Source organism: Pseudomonas sp. RIT-PI-r (assembly GCF_001297015.1).
In the GTDB taxonomy this organism is placed as follows: domain Bacteria; phylum Pseudomonadota; class Gammaproteobacteria; order Pseudomonadales; family Pseudomonadaceae; genus Aquipseudomonas.
Window position 1 is genome coordinate 89,129 of the sequence record NZ_LIGE01000047.1, and the last position, 23,752, is coordinate 112,880.

The 23,752-nt window shown below is 59.8% G+C and carries 24 protein-coding genes; 20 read left to right on the forward strand and 4 right to left on the reverse strand.

Annotated features, from left to right (window positions below):
* Positions 1-67: 67 nt before the first annotated feature.
* The 4 genes from AK821_RS27700 (at position 68) to AK821_RS27715 (ending at position 1,860) form a co-directional block, all read left to right on the forward strand.
* Positions 68-565: a DUF6231 family protein gene (locus tag AK821_RS27700; protein ID WP_064393086.1), complete on the forward strand. Its 498-nt coding sequence runs from the start codon at positions 68-70 to the stop codon at positions 563-565.
* A gap of 4 nt (positions 566-569) precedes the next feature.
* Positions 570-1,046 carry a YchJ family protein gene (locus AK821_RS27705; protein ID WP_064393087.1) on the forward strand — a complete coding sequence of 159 codons (477 nt, stop codon included), beginning with the start codon at positions 570-572 and terminating at the stop codon, positions 1,044-1,046.
* Between the two features lie 113 nt (positions 1,047-1,159).
* The gene (locus AK821_RS27710) at positions 1,160-1,654 is read left to right on the forward strand and encodes an LEA type 2 family protein (RefSeq protein WP_064393088.1); all 495 of its coding nucleotides are present in this window, start codon (positions 1,160-1,162) and stop codon (positions 1,652-1,654) included.
* Positions 1,651-1,860 carry an SEC-C metal-binding domain-containing protein gene (locus AK821_RS27715; protein ID WP_008083915.1) on the forward strand — a complete coding sequence of 70 codons (210 nt, stop codon included), beginning with the start codon at positions 1,651-1,653 and terminating at the stop codon, positions 1,858-1,860. Before AK821_RS27710 ends, AK821_RS27715 begins: the two co-directional genes overlap by 4 nt.
* Positions 1,861-2,061: 201 nt before the next feature.
* Here the strand turns inward: AK821_RS27715 and AK821_RS27720 are convergent, their stop codons facing one another.
* The gene (locus AK821_RS27720) at positions 2,062-2,619 is read right to left on the reverse strand and encodes a cysteine hydrolase family protein (RefSeq protein WP_064393089.1); all 558 of its coding nucleotides are present in this window, start codon (positions 2,617-2,619) and stop codon (positions 2,062-2,064) included.
* A 146-nt stretch (positions 2,620-2,765) separates the two neighbouring features.
* On the opposite strand from AK821_RS27720, the gene AK821_RS27725 reads away from it, so the two are divergent.
* The 12 genes from AK821_RS27725 to pdeM all read left to right on the forward strand — a co-directional run bounded on the left by AK821_RS27725 (position 2,766) and on the right by pdeM (position 17,050).
* Complete coding sequence (locus tag AK821_RS27725) at positions 2,766-3,410, forward strand: glutathione binding-like protein (protein WP_064393090.1); 645 nt, start codon at positions 2,766-2,768, stop codon at positions 3,408-3,410.
* Positions 3,411-3,601: 191 nt separating this feature from the next.
* Positions 3,602-6,052, forward strand: a complete 2,451-nt coding sequence (locus AK821_RS27730) for a penicillin acylase family protein (protein WP_064393091.1) — start codon at positions 3,602-3,604, stop codon at positions 6,050-6,052.
* A gap of 300 nt (positions 6,053-6,352) precedes the next feature.
* Complete coding sequence (locus AK821_RS27735; RefSeq protein ID WP_064393092.1) at positions 6,353-7,387, forward strand: ligase-associated DNA damage response exonuclease; 1,035 nt, start codon at positions 6,353-6,355, stop codon at positions 7,385-7,387.
* The gene (locus AK821_RS27740) at positions 7,384-9,072 is read left to right on the forward strand and encodes an ATP-dependent DNA ligase (protein ID WP_064393093.1); all 1,689 of its coding nucleotides are present in this window, start codon (positions 7,384-7,386) and stop codon (positions 9,070-9,072) included. Before AK821_RS27735 ends, AK821_RS27740 begins: the two co-directional genes overlap by 4 nt.
* A gap of 336 nt (positions 9,073-9,408) precedes the next feature.
* Positions 9,409-10,191, forward strand: coding sequence for a transporter substrate-binding domain-containing protein (locus AK821_RS27745; RefSeq protein ID WP_007918608.1), 783 nt, complete (start codon positions 9,409-9,411; stop codon positions 10,189-10,191).
* A 56-nt stretch (positions 10,192-10,247) separates the two neighbouring features.
* Positions 10,248-10,976: an ABC transporter permease gene (locus tag AK821_RS27750; RefSeq protein WP_064393094.1), complete on the forward strand. Its 729-nt coding sequence runs from the start codon at positions 10,248-10,250 to the stop codon at positions 10,974-10,976.
* On the forward strand, positions 10,973-11,683 hold the full coding sequence (locus AK821_RS27755) for an ABC transporter permease (RefSeq protein WP_008083897.1): 711 nt from the start codon (positions 10,973-10,975) through the stop codon (positions 11,681-11,683). Before AK821_RS27750 ends, AK821_RS27755 begins: the two co-directional genes overlap by 4 nt.
* Positions 11,684-11,696: 13 nt before the next feature.
* Positions 11,697-12,815 (forward strand): succinylglutamate desuccinylase/aspartoacylase family protein, encoded by a 1,119-nt coding sequence (locus tag AK821_RS27760; RefSeq protein WP_064393095.1) that lies wholly within the window; start codon positions 11,697-11,699, stop codon positions 12,813-12,815.
* 13 nt (positions 12,816-12,828) lie between these two features.
* On the forward strand, positions 12,829-13,593 hold the full coding sequence (locus AK821_RS27765; RefSeq protein WP_064393096.1) for an ABC transporter ATP-binding protein: 765 nt from the start codon (positions 12,829-12,831) through the stop codon (positions 13,591-13,593).
* A 67-nt stretch (positions 13,594-13,660) separates the two neighbouring features.
* Positions 13,661-13,789, forward strand: coding sequence for a hypothetical protein (locus AK821_RS31170; RefSeq protein ID WP_269084686.1), 129 nt, complete (start codon positions 13,661-13,663; stop codon positions 13,787-13,789).
* 118 nt (positions 13,790-13,907) lie between these two features.
* Positions 13,908-16,397: a ligase-associated DNA damage response DEXH box helicase gene (locus AK821_RS27770; RefSeq protein ID WP_064393097.1), complete on the forward strand. Its 2,490-nt coding sequence runs from the start codon at positions 13,908-13,910 to the stop codon at positions 16,395-16,397.
* A complete protein-coding gene (gene pdeM / locus AK821_RS27775; RefSeq protein WP_064393098.1) occupies positions 16,394-17,050 on the forward strand; it encodes a ligase-associated DNA damage response endonuclease PdeM in 657 nt (218 codons plus the stop codon). Before AK821_RS27770 ends, pdeM begins: the two co-directional genes overlap by 4 nt.
* 117 nt (positions 17,051-17,167) lie before the next feature.
* Here pdeM and AK821_RS27780 read toward each other — a convergent pair whose 3' ends face one another.
* The gene (locus AK821_RS27780; protein ID WP_064393099.1) at positions 17,168-17,377 is read right to left on the reverse strand and encodes a hypothetical protein; all 210 of its coding nucleotides are present in this window, start codon (positions 17,375-17,377) and stop codon (positions 17,168-17,170) included.
* A 107-nt stretch (positions 17,378-17,484) separates the two neighbouring features.
* Entirely contained in the window at positions 17,485-18,051 is a 567-nt protein-coding gene (gene dcd / locus AK821_RS27785; RefSeq protein WP_008083888.1) for a dCTP deaminase, read from the reverse strand.
* Between the two features lie 354 nt (positions 18,052-18,405).
* Here dcd and AK821_RS27790 point away from each other — a divergent pair, with 354 nt between their 5' ends.
* Positions 18,406-18,615 (forward strand): cold-shock protein, encoded by a 210-nt coding sequence (locus AK821_RS27790; protein ID WP_002554837.1) that lies wholly within the window; start codon positions 18,406-18,408, stop codon positions 18,613-18,615.
* A 163-nt stretch (positions 18,616-18,778) separates the two neighbouring features.
* Here the strand turns inward: AK821_RS27790 and AK821_RS27795 are convergent, their stop codons facing one another.
* Entirely contained in the window at positions 18,779-19,786 is a 1,008-nt protein-coding gene (locus AK821_RS27795) for a DUF481 domain-containing protein (RefSeq protein WP_064393100.1), read from the reverse strand.
* A gap of 163 nt (positions 19,787-19,949) precedes the next feature.
* Between AK821_RS27795 and AK821_RS27800 the strand changes: the two genes are divergently transcribed.
* The 3 genes from AK821_RS27800 (at position 19,950) to AK821_RS27810 (ending at position 23,751) form a co-directional block, all read left to right on the forward strand.
* Positions 19,950-20,303, forward strand: a complete 354-nt coding sequence (locus tag AK821_RS27800; protein ID WP_064393101.1) for an MGMT family protein — start codon at positions 19,950-19,952, stop codon at positions 20,301-20,303.
* A gap of 43 nt (positions 20,304-20,346) precedes the next feature.
* Positions 20,347-21,906, forward strand: coding sequence for an AmpG family muropeptide MFS transporter (locus AK821_RS27805; protein ID WP_064393102.1), 1,560 nt, complete (start codon positions 20,347-20,349; stop codon positions 21,904-21,906).
* 129 nt (positions 21,907-22,035) lie between these two features.
* Entirely contained in the window at positions 22,036-23,751 is a 1,716-nt protein-coding gene (locus AK821_RS27810; RefSeq protein ID WP_064393103.1) for a proline--tRNA ligase, read from the forward strand.
* Position 23,752 lies beyond the last annotated feature (1 nt).

Here is a 23,752-nt window from a genome sequence, read left to right on the forward strand (position 1 = left end):
GCGAGACAGGGCGCTAGGCTCCAATGATAGAGCGCGCTAGTCTTGGCGGTCTGATTGAGGAGCTTCGATGAACGTCGCCATTTCTTCCCGCACGCCGCAACAGGCGTTGGCCGCTTTGCTGGATCGCTACGCACCGGCGCGTCTTTTGCTGATCGGCGCCAGCGAGTTTCCGGCCCTGAGCGCCTTTAAAGAGGCGCATCCTGACACCGTCGTCGCCCACGCCGCGCCCGGCGCCTTGCCTGCCGAACTGGCGGCGCAGCGCTTCGATCTGGCGCTGGTGGTCGATTGCCTGGAACATTTGCCCAAGCGCGATGGCCTGAATCTGTTGGGCGGGATTCGTAATCTCAATGCCAGCCGCATCGCGGTGCTGGCGGATCTGTCCGCCAGCGGTTGGCAGGAAACCGACTTCTATTCGCTGGCGCTGCAAGCCAGCGAACGCTTTCAACGCGACGATCAAGTGCTGACGCTGTTCACCTATGATCTGCTTGAATACAAACAAGTCCCCGACTGGCTCAATTCACGCTTCTGGGCCAATCCGGAAAACTTCGGGAAATACTGGTGGTAATGCAATGAGTACAGCCATTTGCCCTTGCGGCAGCGGCAATCTGCTGGATGCCTGCTGCGGCCATTATCACGACGGCCATCCTGCGCCGTGCGCCGAGGCACTGATGCGTTCGCGCTACAGCGCGTATGTGCTGGGGCTGATCGACTATCTGGTAGCGACTACCCTGCCCGCCCAGCAAACGGGGCTGGATAGGCAGTCGATCGGCAACTGGAGCGCGCAAAGTACCTGGCTCGGTCTTGAAGTAGAAAGTTCGGAGGTCTTTGGCGGCCAGCCGGAACACGCCTTCGTCACCTTCACCGCGCGCTGGCACGATGATCAGGGTGAACACAGCCATCGCGAGCGCTCCTCGTTCGTGCAGAACACCGGACGCTGGTACTTCATTGATCCGACAGTGCAAATGAAGCTGGGGCGCAATGACAGTTGCCCGTGCGCGAGCGGGCAGAAGTTCAAGAAGTGCTGTGCAGCGTATTTCGGCGCTTAAGATCAAAAGATCGCAGCCTGCGGCAGCTTCTAAAGAGGTAGGCGATCTCATGCAGGAGCTGCCGCAGGCTGCGATCTTTTAGGACTAGACTGAGCATCAAAGGGAGTTATCACATGCTCGGTCGCAGGCGCACATTTCAGTTCTTGATGCTTACGCTGGTACTCAACCTCGGCGGTTGTGCGTCGTGGTTCAGCGATGACAGCGTCGACCCCGCCGTGCACCTGGTAAAAGTCGAGGTGGTGCGCGCCAAGCTGCTCGAACAGAAATTCATCCTGCACTTTCGCATCGACAATCCCAATGACAGCGACCTGACCGTGCGCGGTCTCGAATACCGCATTCATCTGGCCGACATGTTGCTGGCCGAAGGCGAGCATGAACACTGGTTCACCGTCGGGCCCAGGCACAGCGCCTATTTCAAAGTGCCGATCCGCACCAACCTCTGGCCGAAGGTAAAAGACGTGGTGAAACTGCTGAAAAATCCGAATCAGCAGATTCCCTATCGTTTGCAGGGCGAAATGGAAACAGGTTTATTCATCGCCCACTACGTGCACCTTGAGCGCAATGGCGTGATAATCCCCGCCGATTTAATTCCGGAGCAACACCGATGACCCAGCAACCTCATGTCCATGGCCCAGACTGCAACCACGATCATGATCATGACCATCATCACGATCATGACCACGGCCACGTGCACGGCCCGAACTGCGGCCACGCCCACCAGGAACCGGTGCGCAATGCCCTGAAAGATGTCGGCCGCAACGATCCTTGCCCATGCGGCAACGGCAAGAAATTCAAGAAGTGCCACGGCGCGTGATGCCCGGGGCGGACAGTCGTTTCGCCTGACACACCGCTTTCGCGAGCAAGCTCGCTCCCACCGTTGATCTGCACTGAACATTTTTTTTGTGGACATCCGCAGGCCCTGTGGGAGCTGGCTTGCCAGCGATGAGGCCGGCACATTCAACATTGATGTCGCCTGTTACTCCGCCATCGCTGGCAAGCCAGCTCCCACAGGTTATCAGTCGGCTGCCAAAATCTGTGCAGCACTGACCACCGTCGCATACTCCCCCTGCAAATTCCCCAGCGACATTGCGTGCACCTCTTCCGCCGTGCGCAATGTGCCGAAATAATCGGCCTTGTCGAAGGTGAAACAGGCATCCTCCGCCACCCATGCATCAAACCCCAGATTCCCCGCCGTACGCGCCGTTGACTCCACCGAGTTGTTGGTCGCCACACCGACGATGACCAACTGCCCGATGCCCGCCTCGCGCAACTGCGCCTCTAATCCGCTGGCACAAAACGCATCCGGCACCTGCTTCTGAATCAGCCATTCGCCATCCTGCGGCAAAAACCTGTCCTGAAATTCCACCCCTTCCTGCTCGGGCCAGAACACCGAATCCAGCTCACGCGACAGATGCTGCACATGAATCACCGGCCTTGCACTACGCCGCCACAGCCCCAACAGATCAAGGATTCGCTCTTGCGCCTGAGGATTGTTTCTTCGCCCCAAACGCGGCTGCAGGATGCCTTTTTGCTGGTCGATGATGATCAGTGCAGCGTTGGCCTGAAGCTCCATGGCGATTTTTCTCATGTGGGGTCATTGAATTTGCCCCAGTTCAGCATCACCTCTTCCAGTCAGGCAAGCTTTCGAATGCACACGGGATCACCTGACGCCGGCGTTTGCTGTCCGCACGCAAGTCCATTTCTGCTTTGGAGTTCTCCATGATCGACCTGTATTACTGGACCACCCCCAACGGCCACAAGATTTCCCTGTTCCTTGAAGAAGCCGGCCTGCCGTACAACGTGCACCCGATCAACATCAGCCAGGGTGAGCAGTTCCAGCCACACTTTCTGAAGATCGCGCCGAACAACCGCACCCCCGCCATCGTCGATCACGAGCCGGCTGACGGTGGCGAGCCGTTGTCGCTGTTCGAATCAGGGGCGATTCTTTTATATCTGGCGGAAAAAACCGGCCAGTTCCTGCCCAAAGACCTGCGCGGTCGGCAGACGGCCCTGCAATGGTTGTTCTGGCAAATGGGCGGCCTCGGGCCGATGGCCGGGCAGAATCATCACTTCAGCCAGTTTGCGCCGGAGAAAATCCCCTACGCGATCAAACGCTACATTGATGAAACCGCGCGGCTGTATGGCGTGCTGGACAAACAATTGGCCAACAACGACTTCGTCGCCGGCAGCGAATACAGCATTGCCGACATGGCGATCTATCCGTGGATCGTCTCGCACAAATGGCAAAGCCAGAACCTTGAAGACTTCCCGCATGTGCAGCGCTGGTTCAACCACATCAAGGATCGCCCGGCGACCGTGAAGGCGTATGCGCTGGTGCAGAAGATCAATCCGCCGAAATCCTGAATGAAGATCAAAAGATCGCAGCCTGCGGCAGCTCCTGCATTGGAATGCGCGTCCCTGTAGGAGCTGCCGCAGCCTGCGATCTTTTCCATTCGACAGAAATGCACAAATAACCCCCGCCCCCGCTTGCGCGGCCACCTCCTGCTCACTAACGTAGCGGCTTTACTGACGCTACCCCCCGCAGGAGCTTTGCCATGGCCTCGCCAGCCCTTACTCATTTTCTTCCCCGGTTCGGCGTTGCCGCAGCAGTGGCCGGTGTTTTGGGCCTGTCCGGTTGCCAGACCTGGAACGCCCAGGACACCCTGCCGCCGACCTCCGGCGTGCAACCGCTCAAGGGTCTGGCGCAGAACGTGTCGGTGCGCCGCAATGCCATGGGCATGCCGCTGATCGAAAGCAATACCTTCCACGACGCGCTGTTCAGCCTCGGCTACGTGCACGCCAGCGACCGCATCAACCAGATGGTCACCCTGCGTTTGTTGGCTCAGGGCCGTCTGGCGGAAATGTCCGGCGCCTCGATGCTCGATGCCGACCGCTACATGCGCGCGGTCAACCTGAAGAAAAGCGCCGGTGAGCTGTACAAGGCTTCGTCGCCACGCCTCAAGCGCTTCTTCGAAGTCTATGCGCGGGGGGTCAATGCCTACCTGTTCCGCTACGCCGACAAGTTGCCGGGCGACCTCGCCTCCAGCGGTTACAAGCCTGAATACTGGAAACCGGAAGATTCGGCGCTGATTTTCGCCCTGCTGAATTTCAGCCAGTCAGCCAACCTGCCGGAAGAAATTTCCTCGCTGGTGCTCGCGCAAACCGTGACCACCGACAAACTCGCCTGGCTGACGCCGTCCGCGCCCGACGAGAATCTGCCTCTGGCCGAAGCCGACAAGCTGCAAGGGCTCAAACTCAACGGGCAGATTCCCGGCCTGACTGAATTGAGCAGCGCCAGCCAGCAACTGTCGACACTGAACATGCTCGGTGCTACGTCTTCGAACAACTGGGCGCTCGCCCCGCAACGCAGCCGCAGCGGTAAAAGCATTCTCGCCAGCGACGCCCACGGGCCGCTGGCCGCGCCGTCGCTGTGGAGCTTCGTGCAGATCCGCGCCCCGAAATATCAGGCCGCTGGCGTCACCGTCGCCGGTCTGCCGCTGGTCCTCGGTGGCTTCAACGGCAAAGTGGCGTGGAGCACCACCAGCGTGCTCGGCGACAACCAGGACCTGTTCCTGGAAAAAATCCGTCGCCAGGGCAGCAGCCTGACCTATGAGGTCAATGGCAAATGGCAGCCGCTGGGCGTGCGCAACGAAACCTATTTCGTCAAAGGCCAGCGACCGGTTCGTGAAGCGGTGTACGAAACCCGTCATGGCGCGTTGCTCAACAGTGCTCAAGCCGCCGCACAAGGCAGCGGTTTCGGCCTGGCCTTGCAGACGCCGAGCTTTACCGACGACAAGTCGCTGGATGCGTTTTTTGACCTGACCCGTGCACAAACCGTTGAACGTGCTTCGGACGCCAGCCGCGAGATCCGCGCCATTGCGCTGAATCTGGTGTTTGCCGACGCGAGCAACATTGGCTGGCAAGTCACTGGCCGTTTCCCGAACCGTCGTGAAGGCGAAGGTCTGCTGCCATCGCCGGGCTGGGAAGGTCGCTACGACTGGGACGGTTACGCCGACCCGATGCTGCACCCCTACGATCAAGACCCGGCGCAAGGCTGGCTCGGCACCGCCAACCAGCGCGTGATTCCTCACGGTTACGGCATGCAGTTGTCGAATTCCTGGGCGGCGCCGGAGCGTGGCGAACGCTTGGCGGAACTGGCCGGCAGCGGCAAACACGACAGCCGCAGCGTGATCGCCATGCAATACGACCAGACCACCACGTTCGCCGCCAAGCTGAAAAAAGTGTTTGAAGCTCCAGGCATGAAGCAGCCGCTGAAGCAGGCCATCGATGCGCTGCCGGAAGCGGATCGCAGCAAGGCCCGCGAGGCGTTGACGCGGCTGATGGCGTTCGACGGCAAGCTCAGCCCGACATCGGCCGATGCGGCGATGTACGAACTGTTCCTGCAGGAAAGCATGAAGCAGATTTTCCTCGACGAACTCGGCCCGGAATCGAGCGCGGCGTGGAAAGCGTTTATTGCCAACGGGGATTTGTCCTACGCGGCGCAGGCCGATCATCTGTTGGGACGTGAAGACAGCCCGTTCTGGGACGACACTCGCACGCCGCAGAAAGAAGACAAAGCAGTGATTCTTGCCCGCAGTCTTGCGGCGGCGATCAGCGCTGGCGACAGTCAGTTGGGCGGCGATCACCGCGCCTGGCAGTGGGGCAAATTGCACAGCTATGCCTGGAAAAACAGCAATGGTCAGACGGTACGCGGCCCATTGGCGGCGGGTGGCGACCACACCACGTTGAACACGTCGGCCTTCGCCTGGGGTCAGGACTTCAACACCACGCGCGCGCCGTCGATGCGCTTTATCGTCGACTTCGGTCAGGCTGAACCGCTGATGGGGCAGAACGGTACGGGGCAATCGGGTAATCCGCTCAGCCCGAACTATCTCAATGGCATCGATGCGTGGTTGAAGGGGCAATACATCGGTTTGCCGATGCAGCCGCAGAACTTTGACCGGGTGTATGGCAAAACCCGTTTGACCCTGACTCCCGGCAAATAAGGCAAAGGTCAAAAGCCCCTCACCCTAACCCTCTCCCGGAGGGAGAGGGGACTGATTGGGGGTTGCTGCAGGTCTACGCCGACCTGAAGGAGTGTGCCGAATCCGGAGTTAACTCGGTTCGTTCGTTGCCGAATCCATAATCGGCGCGGTTTTTCAGGTCGATGTCACTCGCCAGACACCTCGGTCGGCTCCCTCTCCCTCTGGGAGAGGGCTGGGGTGACGGTTGCTCTTCAAAGTCGATAGAACTTCTGGACTCGCGCCAACCTCATAGCTAACAAGCCCCCCATTCCTGGTAACGACATGGACCTTGTTATCGCCCGCCCCGAAGGTCTCTATTGCCCTGCCGGGGATTTCTACATTGATCCGTGGCGCCCCGTCGAGCGCTCGGTCATTACCCATGCCCACGGCGATCACGCCCGCACCGGCAACCAGCATTATCTGGCCAGCAGCGCCAGCGAAGGGATTCTGCGCGCACGACTGGGGCAGGACATCAACCTGCAAACCCTCGCCTACGGCCAGCGCCTCACCCATCACGGCGTCACTTTGAGTTTTCACCCCGCCGGCCACGTGCTCGGCTCGGCACAGGTGCGTCTGGAATACGGCGGCGAAGTCTGGGTCGCGTCCGGCGATTACAAGATCGAGCCGGACGGTACCTGCGCGCCGTTCGAACCGGTGCGCTGCCACACCTTCATCACCGAATCGACCTTCGGCCTGCCAATCTATCGCTGGCAGCCGCAGGCGCAGGTGTTCGCCGAGATCAATCAGTGGTGGGCAGCGAACATTGCCGCCGGCAAAGCCAGCGTGTTGTTCTGCTATTCGTTCGGCAAGGCCCAGCGGATTCTCCACGGCATTGACGAAAGCCTCGGGCCAATCCTCAGCCACGGCGCGGTCGAGCCGCTGAATCGGGTGTACCGCGAGGCCGGCGTGTACCTGCCGCCGACGATCTACGCCGGTGACGTCGCCAAAAATGATCCACGGATGCGTGAGGCACTGGTCATCGCCCCGCCCTCGGCCGGTGGCAGTAGCTGGATGCGCCGTTTCGGTGATTTCAGCGATGCCTTCGCCAGCGGCTGGATGCGCCTGCGCGGTACCCGGCGGCGGCGCGGTGTTGATCGCGGCTTCGTCCTTTCCGATCACGCCGACTGGCCTGGCCTGTTGTGGGCAATCAACCAGACCGGTGCCGAACGGGTGATGGTCACGCACGGTTCGATCGGAGTGCTGGTGCGTCATCTGCGCGAGCACGGTCTGGATGCGCAAGGTTTTAACACCGAATACGGTGATGACGAGGAAGACAACATCGCCGCCGAACCCACCGTCGCCGAGACTTCAACATGAAAGCCTTCGCCGAGTTGTACGCCGAGCTCGACGCCACCACTTCAAGCAACGCCAAACTGGCAGCGATGCAAGCTTACTTTGCCCTGGCGGCACCGCAGGACGCGGCGTGGGCGGTGTACTTTTTGTCCGGCGGACGGCCTCGGCAATTGGTCCCGGTGCGGATTCTGCGCGAAATTGCCGTGGAGATGTCAGGCCTCGAACCGTGGCTGTTCGAGGAGAGCTATCAGTCGGTCGGCGATCTGGCGGAGACCATTTCGCTGGTACTCCCGGAAAACCCGCACAGTTCTGAAGCCGGCCTCGCCGAATGGATCGAGGACAAACTGCTGCCGCTGCGTGGTGAAACGCCGGAGTTTCTTTCCCGACAATTGCCGGCGCTGTGGGCACAACTCGATCGATCAAGCCTGATGTTGTGCATCAAACTGATCACCGGCAGCTTCCGCGTCGGCGTGTCGAAATTGCTCGTCACCCGCGCGCTGGCCTCGATGGCCGGCCTTGACAGCAAACGCGTGGCGCAGCGGCTGGTGGGTTACACCGACCTGTCGAACCGCCCCAACGCCGCCAGTTACCTGAAACTGATTGCCCCGGAATCCGCCGACGAACACGCCCAGCGCGGCGGTCAGCCGTACCCGTTTTTCCTCGCCCACGCGTTGTCGCAACCGGTTGAGGAATTTGAAGCGCTGATCGGCCCGGCCAGCGACTGGCAGATTGAATGGAAATGGGATGGCATCCGCGCACAAGTGGTCAAACGCGAGGGCCGCTTGTGGGTGTGGTCGCGCGGCGAAGAACTGGTCACCGAGCGCTTCCCCGAGCTGGATGTGCTGGTCCACGGTTTGCCGGACGGCACGGTGATCGATGGCGAGATCGTTGTGTGGAAGAGCAACCATCCGACCACCGAAGACGCCTTCGATCCGCAATCGACAGAGCCGCCAGCGGTGCAGCCGTTTGCCTTGCTGCAACAGCGCATCGGTCGTAAAACCCTCGACAAGAAAATCCTCGAAGACGTGCCGGTGGTGGTGCTCGCCTACGACTTGCTCGAATGGCAGGGCGAAGACTGGCGCAACCAGCCGCAAGCCAAACGTCGTGCGCAACTTGAAGAGGTCATTGCAAGCTGCAACAGCCCGGTGTTGCTGCCCTCCCCCGTGCTGACTGGCAGTGACTGGTTCGACCTCGCCCGTCAGCGCGAGGCCTCTCGGCGTTTGGGGGTGGAAGGCATGATGCTCAAGGCGCGGGATTCGCTGTATGGCGTCGGCCGCACCAAGGACATGGGCGTCTGGTGGAAGTGGAAAGTCGATCCGTTCAGCGTCGATGCGGTGTTGATTTATGCGCAACGAGGGCATGGTCGACGGGCCAGTCTCTACAGCGATTACACCTTTGCCGTGTGGGACGGGCCACCGGAGTCAAGCCAACGGGCGCTGGTGCCGTTCGCCAAGGCCTATTCGGGACTGACCGATGCGGAGATGCGTCAGGTGGACAGCATCGTGCGCAAGACCACGGTGGAGAAATTCGGCCCGGTGAGCAGCGTGAAACCGAGCCTGGTGTTTGAGCTGGGTTTCGAGGGCATCGCCCTTTCGCGGCGACACAAGAGCGGAATTGCCGTGCGGTTTCCACGGATGCTGCGCTGGCGACAAGATAAAACCGTGGATGAGGCGGATAGCCTAGCCACATTGCAGGATCTTCTCGCCTGAGTTCAACATGACGCGAAGATCGTTCCTACGCTCCGCGTGGGAATGCCTCAACGGACGCTCCGCGTTCGGCTCTGGATGGGACGCGGAGCGTCCCGGGCTGCATTCCCACACAGAGCGTGGGAACGATCAAAACCTGGTGTTTGATCCGAAAGGGTGCAACGAAATAGCAATGCCCGTTTCCGGGCATCCAACCGCCCTCAACATCCCCCGCCCAACCTTTTAAAACGCTTGTTCGGGACTATGGTTCGGAAATTGCTACTTTCTATAGGTCGTACGCGTTCCAGTAACAATAATTCTGCGCCACAAGCGCTCATATTGGTTCTTAGGGATTGAATAATGAAAAAAGCATTGCTGACCCTTTCTGCACTGGCGTTGTGCATGGCCGCTGGCTCCGCGCTGGCCAAGGAATACAAAGAGCTGCGCTTTGGCGTTGACCCTTCGTACGCACCGTTTGAGTCGAAAGCGGCCGACGGCAGCCTGGTGGGCTTCGACATCGACCTGGGCAACGCGATCTGCGCCGAACTGAAGGTCAAGTGCAAGTGGGTCGAAAGTGACTTCGACGGTATGATTCCGGGCCTCAAGGCCAACAAATTCGACGGTGTGATCTCGTCGATGACCGTGACCCCGGCCCGCGAAAAAGTCATCGACTTCTCCAGCGAACTGTTCTCCGGCCCGACCGCTTATGTGTTCAAGAAAGGTTCCGGCATCACCGCAGACGTCGCGTCCCTCAAGGGCAAAACCGTCGGCTACGAGCAAGGCACTATTCAAGAGGCCTACGCCAAAGCCGTGCTGGACAAGGCCGGCGTGAAAACCCAGGCCTATCAGAACCAGGATCAAGTGTATTCCGACCTGACCTCCGGCCGTCTCGACGCCGGTATCCAGGACATGCTGCAAGCCGAACTGGGCTTTTTGAAGTCGCCACAGGGCGCCGACTATGACGTCAGCAAGCCAGTGGACAGCGAATTGCTGCCAGCCAAAACCGCTGTCGGTATTAAGAAAGGTAACACTGAGCTGAAGGCGCTTTTAGATAAAGGTATCAAAGCGTTACACGATGACGGCAAATACGCCGAGATTCAAAAGAAACACTTTGGCGATCTGAATCTGTACAGCGGCAAATAATGCCCCGGCGCCCATCCTCGATGGGCGCCTTTTCCATCCGCTCAGGTTGCTGATTTATGTTCGAAACCCTCCTGCAAAATCTGGGGCTCGCCGCCTTCAGCCTCAAGGGCTTTGGTCCTTTGTTGCTGGAAGGCACCTGGATGACTATCAAATTATCGGCGTTGTCGCTGCTGGTGGCCGTGTTGCTCGGCCTGCTCGGCGCCAGTGCCAAACTGTCAAAAATCAAACTGGTGCGCCTGCCCGCCCAGCTCTACACCACGCTGATTCGCGGCGTGCCGGATCTGGTGCTGATGCTGCTGATCTTCTACAGCCTGCAAACCTGGCTGACGTCTCTGACCGATTATCTGGAATGGGAATACATCGAAATCGACCCGTTTAGCGCCGGGGTGCTGACCTTGGGCTTCATTTATGGTGCGTATTTCACCGAAACCTTTCGTGGCGCGATCCTCGCGGTGCCGCGTGGTCAGGTTGAAGCCGCCACCGCGTATGGCCTCAAACGCGGTCAGCGCTTTCGCTTTGTGGTGTTCCCGCAAATGATGCGTTTCGCTTTGCCGGGCATCGGCAATAACTGGATGGTGATGCTCAAGGCCACCGCGCTGGTGTCGATCATCGGCCTGGCCGATCTGGTCAAAGCCGCGCAAGACGCCGGTAAAAGCACTTATCAACTGTTCTACTTCCTGGTCCTTGCTGCGTTTATTTACTTGCTGATCACCAGTGCCTCGAATTTCATCCTGCGCTGGCTCGAACGCCGCTACGCCGCCGGTGCCCGGGAGGCCGTGCGATGATCGAACTTCTGCAGGAATACTGGCGCGCCTTCCTTTATACCGACGGCCAGAACATCACCGGGCTGGCGATGACGATGTGGCTGCTCACGGCCTCAATCGTTATCGGTTTCCTCGTCTCGATTCCTTTGTCGATCGCGCGGGTATCGCCGCACTTCTACATTCGCTGGCCGGTGCAGTTCTACACCTACCTGTTCCGTGGCACGCCGTTGTATATCCAGTTGCTGATTTGCTACACCGGTATTTACAGCCTGGCCGCCGTGCGGGCGCAGCCGCTGCTCGACAGTTTCTTTCGCGATGCGATGAACTGCACGATTCTGGCGTTCGCCCTCAATACCTGCGCCTACACCACGGAGATTTTCGCCGGGGCGATCCGCAGCATGAACCACGGCGAAGTCGAAGCGGCCAAGGCATACGGCCTGACCGGCTGGAAGCTGTATGCCTACGTGATCATGCCGTCGGCGCTGCGCCGTTCGTTGCCTTATTACAGCAACGAAGTGATCCTGATGCTGCACTCGACCACCGTGGCTTTCACCGCGACTATCCCCGACATCCTGAAAGTCGCGCGGGACGCCAACTCGGCGACCTTCCTGACCTTTCAGTCGTTCGGCATCGCCGCGCTGATCTACCTGACCATTACCTTTGCGCTGGTCGGCCTGTTCCGCCTTGCCGAACGCCGATGGCTGGCCTTCCTCGGCCCGACTCACTAGGACAACACAGCAAATGCGCCACCTGATCCATGACTTGCTGGCCCCGCTGCCGGGGACCGCACGACAGATCCACAGCTTCCACTTCGGCCCGGAGCAGGCCAAAGGCAAGATCTACATCCAGTCTTCACTGCATGCCGACGAATTGCCGGGCATGCTCGTCGCCTGGCATCTCAAGCAGCGCCTGACGGAGCTGGAAGCTGCCGGCCGCCTGCGCAGTCAGATCGTGCTTGTACCGGTGGCCAACCCGGTCGGCCTCGAACAAGTGCTGATGGATGTGCCGCTGGGCCGCTACGAACTGGAAAGCGGACAGAACTTCAACCGCTGGTTCGTCGACCTCAGCGAGGAAATCGGCAACGCCATCGAGGGCAGGCTGAACGACGATCCGCAGCACAACCTTGAACTTATCCGCACGCATCTGCGTGACGCCCTCGCCCGCCAGACCGCCGGTACGCAACTGCAATCCCAGCGTCTGACCCTGCAACGGCTGGCCTGCGATGCCGACATGGTGCTGGATTTGCACTGCGATTTCGAATCGGTGGTGCACCTTTACACCACGCCTGAAGCCTGGCCGCAGGTCGAGCCATTGGCGCGTTATATCGAGGCTCAGGCGAGCTTGCTGGCCACCGATTCCGGCGGCCAGTCGTTCGACGAATGTTTCACCCTGTTGTGGTGGCAATTGAAGGAACGCTTCGCCGAACATTTCGAGATTCCCCTCGGCAGTTTCTCGGTGACCGTCGAGTTGCGCGGCCAAGGTGACGTCAATCATCCGATGGCCAGCCGCGACTGTCAGGCGCTGATCGACTATCTGATCCAGTTCGATGCAATCGTCGGCGAAACCAAACCGCAGCCGCCATTGCCGTTTCCGGCCACCCCGCTGGCCGGTGTCGAACCGGTGACCACGCCGGTTGGCGGCTTGCTGGTGTACAGCGTCACAGCAGGGCAATACCTGGAAGCCGGCCAGCAAATCGCCGAAATCATCGACCCGATCCACGACAAGGTCACCCCCATTCATTGCGTCGCCGCCGGCCTGCTGTATGCCCGTTCGCTGCGACGCATGGCCACGGCCGGCATGGTCATCGCCCACGTCGCGGGCGCCGAAGCCTACCGCAGCGGCTACCTACTTTCGCCTTGAGGATGTCTGTCCCATGTACAAACTGACCGTTGAAGGCCTGCACAAAAGCTATGGCGACCATCAGGTGCTCAAAGGCGTTTCGCTCAAGGCCAAGACCGGCGACGTGATCAGCCTGATCGGCGCCAGCGGCTCGGGCAAAAGCACCTTTTTGCGCTGCATCAACTTTCTCGAACACCCCAACGACGGCGCCATGAGCCTCGATGGCCAGGCGATCCGTATGGTCACCGACCGCCACGGCATGCATGTCGCCGACGCCGATGAACTGCAACGCCTGCGCACGCGACTGGCCATGGTGTTTCAGCATTTCAACCTGTGGAGCCACATGACCGTGCTGGAAAACATCACCATGGCCCCGCGCCGGGTACTGGGTTGCAGCAAACAGGAAGCCGACGATCGTGCCCGGCGTTATCTGGACAAGGTCGGCTTGCCGGCGCGGGTGGCGGATCAGTACCCGGCATTTCTTTCTGGCGGTCAGCAACAGCGCGTGGCGATCGCTCGGGCGTTGGCGATGGAACCGGAAGTGATGTTGTTTGACGAACCGACTTCAGCGCTCGATCCGGAGTTGGTCGGGGAAGTGTTGAAGGTGATTCAAGGCCTGGCTGAAGAGGGTCGAACCATGATCATGGTCACCCACGAAATGAGCTTCGCGCGCAAGGTGTCGAGCCAGGTGCTGTTCTTGCACCAAGGTCTGGTGGAAGAAGAAGGTGCGCCCGAAGACGTATTGGGTAACCCGAAGAGCGAACGCTTGAAGCAATTTCTCAGTGGCAACCTGAAGTAGCCTCAGGGTTGAAACAGCAGCAGCCGGTTTTCCGGCTGCTGTTATTCAGGCATCAGGTTCAAGCTGGATGATCGAACTTGAAACTGCCATTTTCAATCAGGATTGCATGTTCATCGGTACCGCTGAAGGTGCCGGAAAACTGCGCGTTCCCGCCTACCGTCAATTCCATTGTCCCCGGAAAAACCACGGCTTCTGAAGTCTGAATTTCACCTCGCATAGCTGCGGTTGCTCGCGGCTGCGAAGTGATGGAAATTAAACTTGTCATAGCGCTGCATGGTCACTGGAAGAACATCTTCTGAGCGCACGTAGCCGGCATGCCCATCTCGCCCGACCTCGCAAAAATCTGGTTCAGCGCCCGCCACTGGAAGCCGTTCGCTTTTCAGAAACAAGTCTGGGCGGCGGTCAAACGTGGGGAATCCGGATTGCTCCATGCCAGCACCGGTGCCGGCAAAACCTATGCGGTGTGGTTCGCTGCGCTCAACCGTTTCGCCAAACCCGCTGCCATCGTTGAAACCTCTCGCAAGCGCAAACCACCGGCCGAACCACTGACCGTGTTGTGGATCACGCCCATGCGCGCCCTCGCCGCCGACACCGCACGCGCGCTGCAAGCCCCTGTCGAGGATTTGCAAATACCGTGGAGCATCGGTCTGCGCACCGGCGACACCAGCAGCAGCGAACGCGCCCGCCAAAGTCGACGCCTGCCGACCACGTTGATCACCACACCGGAAAGCCTGACATTGCTGCTGGCCCGCGCTGATGCGCAGGTAGCGCTGTCGACGCTGCGGATGATCGTCGTCGACGAATGGCACGAACTGCTTGGCAACAAGCGCGGTGTGCAATTGCAACTGGCCCTCGCGCGTTTGCGGCGCTGGCAACCGGATCTGATTGTCTGGGGCGTCTCCGCCACGCTCGGTAATCAATCCCACGCCGAGGAAGTACTGATCCCACAGGGCGATGGCATCAGTGTTCAAGGGCAAAGCGAAAAATCGCTGAAAGTCGACACCCTTATCCCGCCGTCCATTGAACGCTTTCCGTGGGCTGGGCACATCGGTCTGAAGATGCTGCCCCAGGTCGTTGCCGAACTCGACGCCTGCGTTAGCACGCTGGTCTTCACCAACACCCGGGCGCAGTCGGAGATCTGGTATCAGGCGTTGCTTGAAGCGCGGCCGGACTGGGCTGGATTGATCGCGCTGCATCACAGCTCTCTGTCTCGCGACACCCGCGACTGGGTCGAGAAAGCCTTGAAGGATGGCCTGTTGAAAGCCGTGGTCTGCACCTCGAGCCTGGATCTGGGCGTGGACTTTCTGCCGGTCGAGCGCGTGCTGCAAATCGGTTCGGCCAAAGGTGTCGCACGTCTGATGCAGCGCGCCGGGCGTTCGGGCCATGCACCCGGGCGTACCTCTCGGGTGACGCTGGTGCCGACCCACAGCCTTGAATTGATCGAAGCCGTTGCGGCCCGCGATGCAGTCGAGCAACGGCGCATCGAACCGCGCCTGTCACCGCACAAACCGCTGGATGTGCTGGTCCAGCATTTGGTCAGCATGGCGCTGGGTGGTGGATTTTTGCCGGATGAGTTGTACGAAGAAGTCCGCGGCGCCTGGGCTTATCGTGATCTGACGCCTGCGGACTGGACGTGGGCGCTGGCTTTCGTACGCCACGGCGGAATGTCTCTGACAGCCTATCCGGATTACCGCCGGGTTGAACCGGATGAACATGGCGTCTGGCGTGTACCGGATGCGCGTCTGGCACGGCGCCACCGCATGAGCGTGGGCACCATCGTCAGCGATGCCAGCATCAACCTGAAGTTCTGGAGCAAGGGCGGCGGCGGTAAACAGCTGGGCAGCGTCGAAGAAGGTTTTATCGCCCGGCTCAAACCCGGCGATGGGTTTCTGTTCGCCGGGCGTTTGCTGGAGTTGGTGCGCGTGGAAAACATGACCGCTTACGTCAAGCGCAGCAGCGTGAAAAAAGCGGCGGTGCCGCGCTGGAATGGCGGGCGCATGCCGCTCTCCAATGAACTGGCGCAAGCCGTGGTGACACGCTTCAGTGCGGCCGCAGAAGGTGAGTTCATCGGCGCGGAAATGCAGGCACTGCGACCGCTGCTGGAGACTCAGGCTCGCTGGTCGGGTCTGCCGACCGTTAACAATATGCTCGCGGAGGTGCTGAAATCCCGCGAGGGCTGGCATCTTTTCCTCTATCCGTTCGCCGGGCGGCAGGTGCATCTGGGGCTGGCGAGTTTGCTCGCCTGGCGCGTCAGTCAGCGCCAACCGGTGACGTTCTCGATTGCGGTGAATGATTACGGTCTGGAGCTGCTCAGTGCCACGCCGGTGGATTGGTCGAAGCAGCTCAACGCTGAACTGCTCGACCCTGCGCATCTTTTGGCTGACGTTCTGGCAAGTCTCAATGCTGGCGAACTCGCTTTGCGGCGTTTTCGCGAAATCGCGCGAATTGCCGGGCTGGTGTTCGCCGGTTACCCCGGCGCGCCGAAAAGCACCCGACAGGTGCAGGCTTCGAGCGGACTGTTCTTTGAAGTATTTAAACAATATGACGCGGACAACCTGTTGCTCGCCCAGGCCGGGGAAGAAGTCCTGCGCGAAGAGCTGGATATTCGTCGACTGGAACAGACCCTGGATCGCATCAATCGGATGAAACTCGACGTGCAGCAGATCAAACGTCCTACGCCGTTGGGCTTTCCGTTGCTGGTGGAGCGCATGCGCGAAAGTATGAGTTCGGAAAAACTCGCCGACCGGATCAGACGGATGGTCGGGGATCTGGAAAAATCGGCCGACAAGGGCAAACGCCCATGAATACGCCTTATCCCGTAAGACTGGCCGGGGAAGAGCTTTGGCTGCTGCCGGAAAAAGCCCTGTACTGGCCGGCGCAACAGGCGCTGCTGATAGCCGACGTGCATTTCGGCAAAGCCGCGGCTTACCGCAGCCTCGGCCAACCGGTTCCGCAGGGCACCACGGCGAGCAATATCGCGGTGATTGATCGTTTGCTGGCAACGCTGCCCTGCCGACAACTGATATTTCTCGGAGACTTCCTGCATGGCCCCGGCTCGCACGCTGCGGGCACTTTAGGGGCGTTGGCGGAATGGCGTGCACGCCACGCGGGTCTGCCGATGACGCTGATTCGCGGCAATCATGACAAACGCGCAGGGGATCCACCGGCGGCGCTGAACATTCGAGTGGTGCCAGAGCCGCTACTGTTGGGCCCATTCGCCCTGCAGCACGAGCCCGAGCCACATCCTCAACGGCATGTGCTGGCCGGACATGTGCATCCGGTTTATCGGCTGCATGGCAAGGGCCGCCAGAGTTTGCGGCTGGCGTGTTTCAGGTTGGGTGAACGCATCAGTCTGATGCCAGCGTTCGGCGCGTTTACCGGCGGTTATCCGGTCGAGAGGGATGACTGCTGCAAAATCTTTGTCATCGGTGATAACCAAATCTGGCCAGTCAGTTGAACCGCCCCTCAACCCTGCAGGAGCAGAGCTTGCTCACGAAGGCGTCCGCCCATTCACCCAGGATGAAACAGACAGACCGCTTCGCGAGCAAGCTTCGCTCCTACAAAAGCACAAGCATCAGGCCACCGGCGCCGGTGGTGGCTCATCCGGCAGGGTCGGCTCGCCCGGTTCGGTCGGCTGTTCGTTGGGCGTGTCGGGATCAGGCTGTCCGGGAATTCCACCGGCCATGCTCAAGGATGGTTGTGCCAACAGGGACCAGGCCAATACGCCAACCTGATTGGGCTCAAGCCTTGCCAGCTCGGCACTGATATGCGGATCGATCTTCATGGAGCACTCCTCGGCGAAGGCCCGTTTTGCCAGAAGCAAGAGCGGGCAGTACCCCCCATAGAGTGTCTGCCCGCCAAAGAATTCCCGACATCCGCCGGATGGACGAATCAGGTACGCGGCAGAGTCACGCCACGCTGGCCCTGGTACTTGCCGCCGCGATCCTTGTAGGAAACTTCACATTCTTCATCGGATTCAAGGAAGAGCATCTGCGCCACGCCTTCGTTGGCGTAGATTTTCGCCGGCAGGTTGGTGGTGTTGGAAAATTCCAGGGTCACATGACCTTCCCACTCAGGCTCAAGCGGCGTGACGTTGACGATGATGCCGCAACGCGCGTAAGTGCTCTTGCCCAGGCAAATGGTCAATACGTTGCGTGGAATGCGGAAGTATTCGACGGTGCTGGCCAGGGCGAACGAGTTCGGCGGAATGATGCAGACGTCGCTGTGGACGTCGACGAAGCTGCCCGGGTCGAAGTTTTTCGGGTCGACGATCGACGAGTTGATGTTGGTGAACACCTTGAAATGGTTGGTGCAACGCACGTCGTAGCCGTAGCTCGACACACCGTAGGAGATCACCCGGCTGTCGTCGCTGCCGCGCACCTGGCGCTCGACGAACGGCTCGATCATGCCCTGTTCCTGCGCCATGCGGCGAATCCACTTGTCCGATTTGATGCTCATGGCGGGGTGTCCTGAATAGCGAGGTGGAAAAATTCTGTCCGGCATCTTACCGGGCGCGCCGCCTCGTTCAAAGTGCGCACTGCAATTCTCGGCGATCCCCCATGATTTACGCGGTCTGGCGACGAACCGTCACACCGCCGATCCCTAAATCGAAGAAACCTTCGCAAGAAGCATTGGCACGTCTCGGAAAAAGGGTTAAGGTGGCGCCACTGTGCTGCTTGTGTCACTGAGAATCTCTACACGATATGTTGAATTTCGATCCAACCATCTACAAGAATTTTTCCTGCTCTTTGCACTCAGTCTCGGCCAGGGTTCTTCCTGAGTCGCAGTTATCTTTGTTCAAGGAGTTACACCATGTCTAATCGCCAAACCGGTACCGTTAAGTGGTTCAACGATGAAAAAGGCTTCGGCTTCATCACTCCACAATCCGGTGACGACCTGTTCGTTCACTTCAAAGCTATCCAATCCGACGGCTTCAAAAGCCTGAAAGAAGGCCAACAGGTTTCTTTCATCGCTACCCGCGGTCAGAAAGGCATGCAAGCTGAGGAAGTACAAGTTATCTAACTTGTAGCTTCTTTAGAAAAAAGCCCCGCCCTTAAAAGCGGGGCTTTTTTGTGGGCGACTATTTTTCAGCGCGCAAAAAAAGATCGCAGTCTTGGGCAGCTCCTAAAGGATGTATATCAATCCTCTTTAGGAGCCGCCGAAGGCTGCGATCTCTGCTTTTGCCTTACCAGGCCACGCCAAACCCAGCGGTGTAACGGGTCTTGTTCAGATCGGCATCGTTAGTGCCGCTGATGATGTCACGCTCCGCCTTGAGATTGAGCGACGCCCAGTCGGTGACCTTGTAGCGCAAGCCCATCTCGGCATCCAGTGCGTAGTCAGCCACGCCAGACAACGGCTTGCCGACTTCACCGTTGGTGAAGAACTCGACCTTCTTGCCAATCAGGTAGCGGTTGTAGTCCCACTTCATGGCGACGGAGTAGAAGTTGTCCTTGCTACCATCGCGATACTCGTAATCAGTGCGGTTGAGCAGCGAGCCGAGAGAGAACGCCCCCAGCTCATCGTCCCAGAACTGGTAACCGGGACCGGTACCCACCACGCGCTGGCGGGCCAGCTCTTCGATGTGATCACGCTTGTAATTCAAACGCCCCTGCCAGAACCACTGATCAGTGAGGAAGCGGTCCAGCGAGTATTCCGCGCGCCAGTTGTCGGTGGTGGTTACATCGTCCTGCACTTCGCGGTTGTATTCACCTTCCGCGATGTGCCGCCAGCGACCATGCCGCGCAGTGGTCTTGAAGCCGACGTCATAGTCGTCGGTATCCTTCTCGGCACGCTGATAGTCCAGCGCCAGGTCGACATTACCCTTCCAGACCAGATCCTCGACCACCGGTTTGGGCTTGAGAATCTGCTGAATGCTCGCCAGCTCGACCGTCTTCGGCGCCTCACCATTGGCCAGGGTAACCTTGCCGTCTTCCGCTGCGCTCAGCGATTTGGACACTTCGCCGGTGTAGGCATCCTGCTTGACCAGCAAGTGCTGATCGCTGTCCAGGGTCTTGACCTCTTTCCAGTCAATCGTGACCGCGCCAGCGTATTTGGTCTGGATCAACAGCTTGCCGCCATCGAACACGGTAATGGTGCCGCTCAACTTGTCACCGTTCTTCAACCAGACGGTGTCGGCAAGCAAGGGCGTGGACGCACTGAAAACAGCTAGGCACAGCAGGGATCTGGACAACATAAGCGAATCAAAGGCTCAAGTTTGCGAAAAAGTCGGCATTATCCGTAGGAATAAGACCCTGACAAGGACTGACCGGACTATTTCTATTGAGTTCATTTCTCAACTGCGCAGTCACGCATTACCCTTGCAGCGACAACTGCGCCGAAGTTCAGGAACCACGCCCGTGACAGACCCGATCCACGAAGATGAGAGCGAAGCGCAAATCCGACGCACGGCGCTCTACTCGACCCTCGCGCAAGTCCCCGAGGGCAAAGTCGTCAGCTATGGTCAGTTGGCCGAACTGGCCGGGTTGGGGCGCGCCGCCCGCTGGGTCGGTCGTACGTTGAGTCAATTGCCCGACGATACCAAGTTGCCCTGGCACCGCGTGCTGGGCGCTGGTGGGCGGATCAGCCTGCCGGTGGGCAGCACGTCGGGCGACGAACAAAGGGCCAGATTGCGCATGGAAGGCATCACCGTCCGGAATAATCGTGTGGATATTCAGCGCCATGGCTGGCGTCCGGTAGAGCACAGCGGTTAGAGTGCGCGCTTTGTTTTCGCAATCTTGAGGCAGACTTCAGCCCATGCCCCGTAAAACCTGGCGCGCCGCGCTCGCCGCCTATGCCAGTCCTTCGACGCTCGTGCTGTTGTTGCTCGGTTTCGCTGCCGGCCTGCCGTACATGCTGGTGTTTTCGACGCTTTCAGTCTGGCTGCGTGAAGCGGGCGTCGCCCGTGAAACCATCGGCTACGCCAGCCTGATCGGTCTGGCTTATGCGTTCAAATGGGTCTGGTCACCGTTGCTCGACCAATGGCGCCTGCCGCTGCTCGGCAAACTTGGCCGCCGCCGTTCATGGCTGGTGCTTTCTCAGGTGCTGGTGATCCTCGGCCTGATCGGTATGGGGTTCTGTGATCCGCAGAAACATCTGTCCTGGCTGATCGCCATTGCCGTTGTCGTCGCTTTCGCCTCCGCCACCCAGGACATTGCGGTCGACGCCTATCGCCTGGAAATCGCCGAAGACAACCGTCAGGCCGCCCTCGCCGCCAGTTACATGTCCGGTTACCGCGTCGCCGCCCTGCTCGCAACTGCCGGCGCATTGTTTTTCGCCGAAGGTTTCGGCTCTACCGGTTTCAATTACAAACACTCGGCCTGGACTGGCACCTATGTGCTGTTCGGTGCATTGATGGTGCCGGCGCTGCTGACCACGTTGTTCATGCGCGAGCCGCCGGTGCCGCTGCGCACTCAGCTGCAGGCCGGGCGCTACACCTTCATGCATCAATTGATGTCGGTGTTCGTGCTGATCGTCCTGCTGGTGTCCGTACCGGCGATGTTCACCCAGCTCTACAACACCGATTTCGCCAGCGTGCTGTTCGGCGGCATGAGTCCGCTCGACCTGCTGCTCGAAGACCGCGCCTTTCTGCGCGCCATTCTCTATACGCTGCTGACCGGTCTGTGCCTGTCGACCATGGGCCGCCGTGGTCTGGCGCCAGTGCTGACACCGGTCAACGACTTCATTCTGCGTTACCGCTGGCAGGCGCTATTGCTGCTCGGCCTGATCGCTACCTATCGGATGTCGGACACGGTGATGGGCGTGATGGCCAACGTGTTCTACATCGACCAGGGGTTCACCAAGGATCAGATCGCCAGTGTCAGCAAGATCTTTGGCCTGATCATGACCCTCGTCGGCGCCGGCATGGGCGGCCTGCTGATCGTGCGTTTCGGCATTCTGCCGATTCTGTTTATCGGTGGTGTCGCTTCGGCAGCTACCAACCTGCTGTTCGTGATGCTCGCCGACATGGGCCCGGACCTGCAGATGCTGGTGGTGACCATTTCCCTCGACAACTTCAGCTCGGGCCTCGCGACTTCGGCGTTCGTTGCCTACCTGTCGAGCCTGACTAACCTGAAGTTTTCGGCGACGCAATACGCCCTGCTCAGCTCGATCATGCTCTTGCTGCCACGTTTGATGGGTGGTTATTCCGGGGTGCTGGTCGAGAAGTTCGGCTATCACAGCTTCTTCCTGATCACCGCGCTGCTCGGCGTACCGACGCTGGTGCTGATCGCATTGCACTGGTTCCAGGAGAGCCGCCGCGAAGGCCCGACGCCAACGCCCGAGCCGGTACCGACACCTGTCGCGGAAGAATCGTAAGACGTTTCCTCAACGGCGGGAGGAATTCCGCTGTTGAACCTCTCCCCCGGCCGCCCGCCTGTACGTCAGCAAAACTCGCCGGTACACTGCTCCGTCATTTCCAGTCATAGCAACCGACAACGGCCAACCATGCGCACCAGTCAATTTTTGCTCGCCACACAGAAAGAAACGCCTTCCGATGCGGTCGTGATCAGCCATCAGCTGATGCTGCGCGCCGGGATGATCCGCAAACTCGCCTCGGGCCTTTACACCTGGCTGCCCATGGGCCTGCGAGTCATGCGCAAGGTTGAAGCCATCGTTCGCGAAGAGATGAACGCCGCCGGCTCTCTGGAAGTGTTGATGCCGAGCACCCAACCGGCCGAGCTGTGGCAGGAATCGGGGCGCTGGGAAGAATACGGCCCTGAGTTGCTGCGCATCAAAGACCGCCACGGTCGCGACTTCTGCGCGGGCCCGACCCACGAAGAAGTGATCACCGATCTGATGCGCAACGAGTTGAGCAGCTACAAACAGCTGCCAATCAACCTGTACCAGATCCAGACCAAATTCCGTGACGAAATCCGTCCACGCTTCGGTTTGATGCGCGGCCGCGAATTCATCATGAAGGACGCTTACTCCTTCCACGCAGATCAGGCGTCGCTGCAAGTCACCTACGACCGCATGCATGAAGCCTACTGCAACGTGTTCACGCGTCTGGGCCTGAAATTCCGTCCGGTTGAAGCCGACAACGGTTCGATCGGTGGTGCCGGTTCGCACGAATTCCACGTACTGGCCGAGTCCGGCGAAGACGACATCGTCTTCAGCAACGGTTCCGACTACGCCGCGAACATTGAAAAAGCCGAAGCCGTGCCACGCGAGACTTCGCGTCCAGCGCCGGCCGAAGAGCTGCGCCTGGTCGACACGCCAGACACCAAAACCATCGCGGCACTGGTGGAAAAATTCAATCTGCCGATTGAAAAGACCATCAAGACCCTGATCGTGCGCGCCGAAGAAGAAGGCAAGCTGATCGCGCTGGTCATCCGTGGCGACCACGAGCTCAACGAAATCAAGGCAGCCCAGCAACCTGGCGTGGCCAACCCGCTGGTCATGGCCACCGACGCCGAACTGCGTGACGCCATTGGCGCCGGCGCAGGTTCCCTCGGCCCGCTGAACCTGCCGCTGCCGATCATCATCGACCGCTCGGTCGAACTGATGAGCGATTTCGGCATCGGCGCCAACATCGATGACAAGCACTACTTCGGCGTGAACTGGGAGCGTGATCTGCCGGTTCCGACCGTGGCCGACCTGCGTAACGTGGTCGCTGGCGACCCAAGCCCGGACGGCAAAGGCACCCTGGAAATCAAGCGCGGCATCGAAGTCGGGCACATCTTCCAGCTGGGCAACAAGTACAGCAAAGCAATGAAGTGCGAAGTACTGGGCGAGAACGGCAAGCCGGTCACCCTGGAAATGGGTTGCTACGGCATCGGCGTTTCCCGCGTGGTGGCTGCGGCCATCGAGCAGAACAACGACGCCAACGGCATCATCTGGAGCGACACCCTGGCGCCGTTCCAGATCGCTCTGGTACCGCTGCGTTATGAAACCGAGCAGGTGCGCGAAGCCACCGACAAACTGTACGCCGAATTGACGGCGGCCGGCTTCGAAGTGCTGCTGGACGATCGCGACAAGAAAACCAGCCCGGGCATCAAGTTCGCGGACATGGAACTGATCGGCATTCCTCACCGGATCGTGGTCAGCGACCGCGGCCTCGCCGAAGGCAACCTGGAATACAAGAGTCGTACCGAAGGCGAAGCGCAAGCATTGCCGGTGGCTGACGTATTGTCCTTCCTGCAGGCCCGTATCCGCCGCTGAA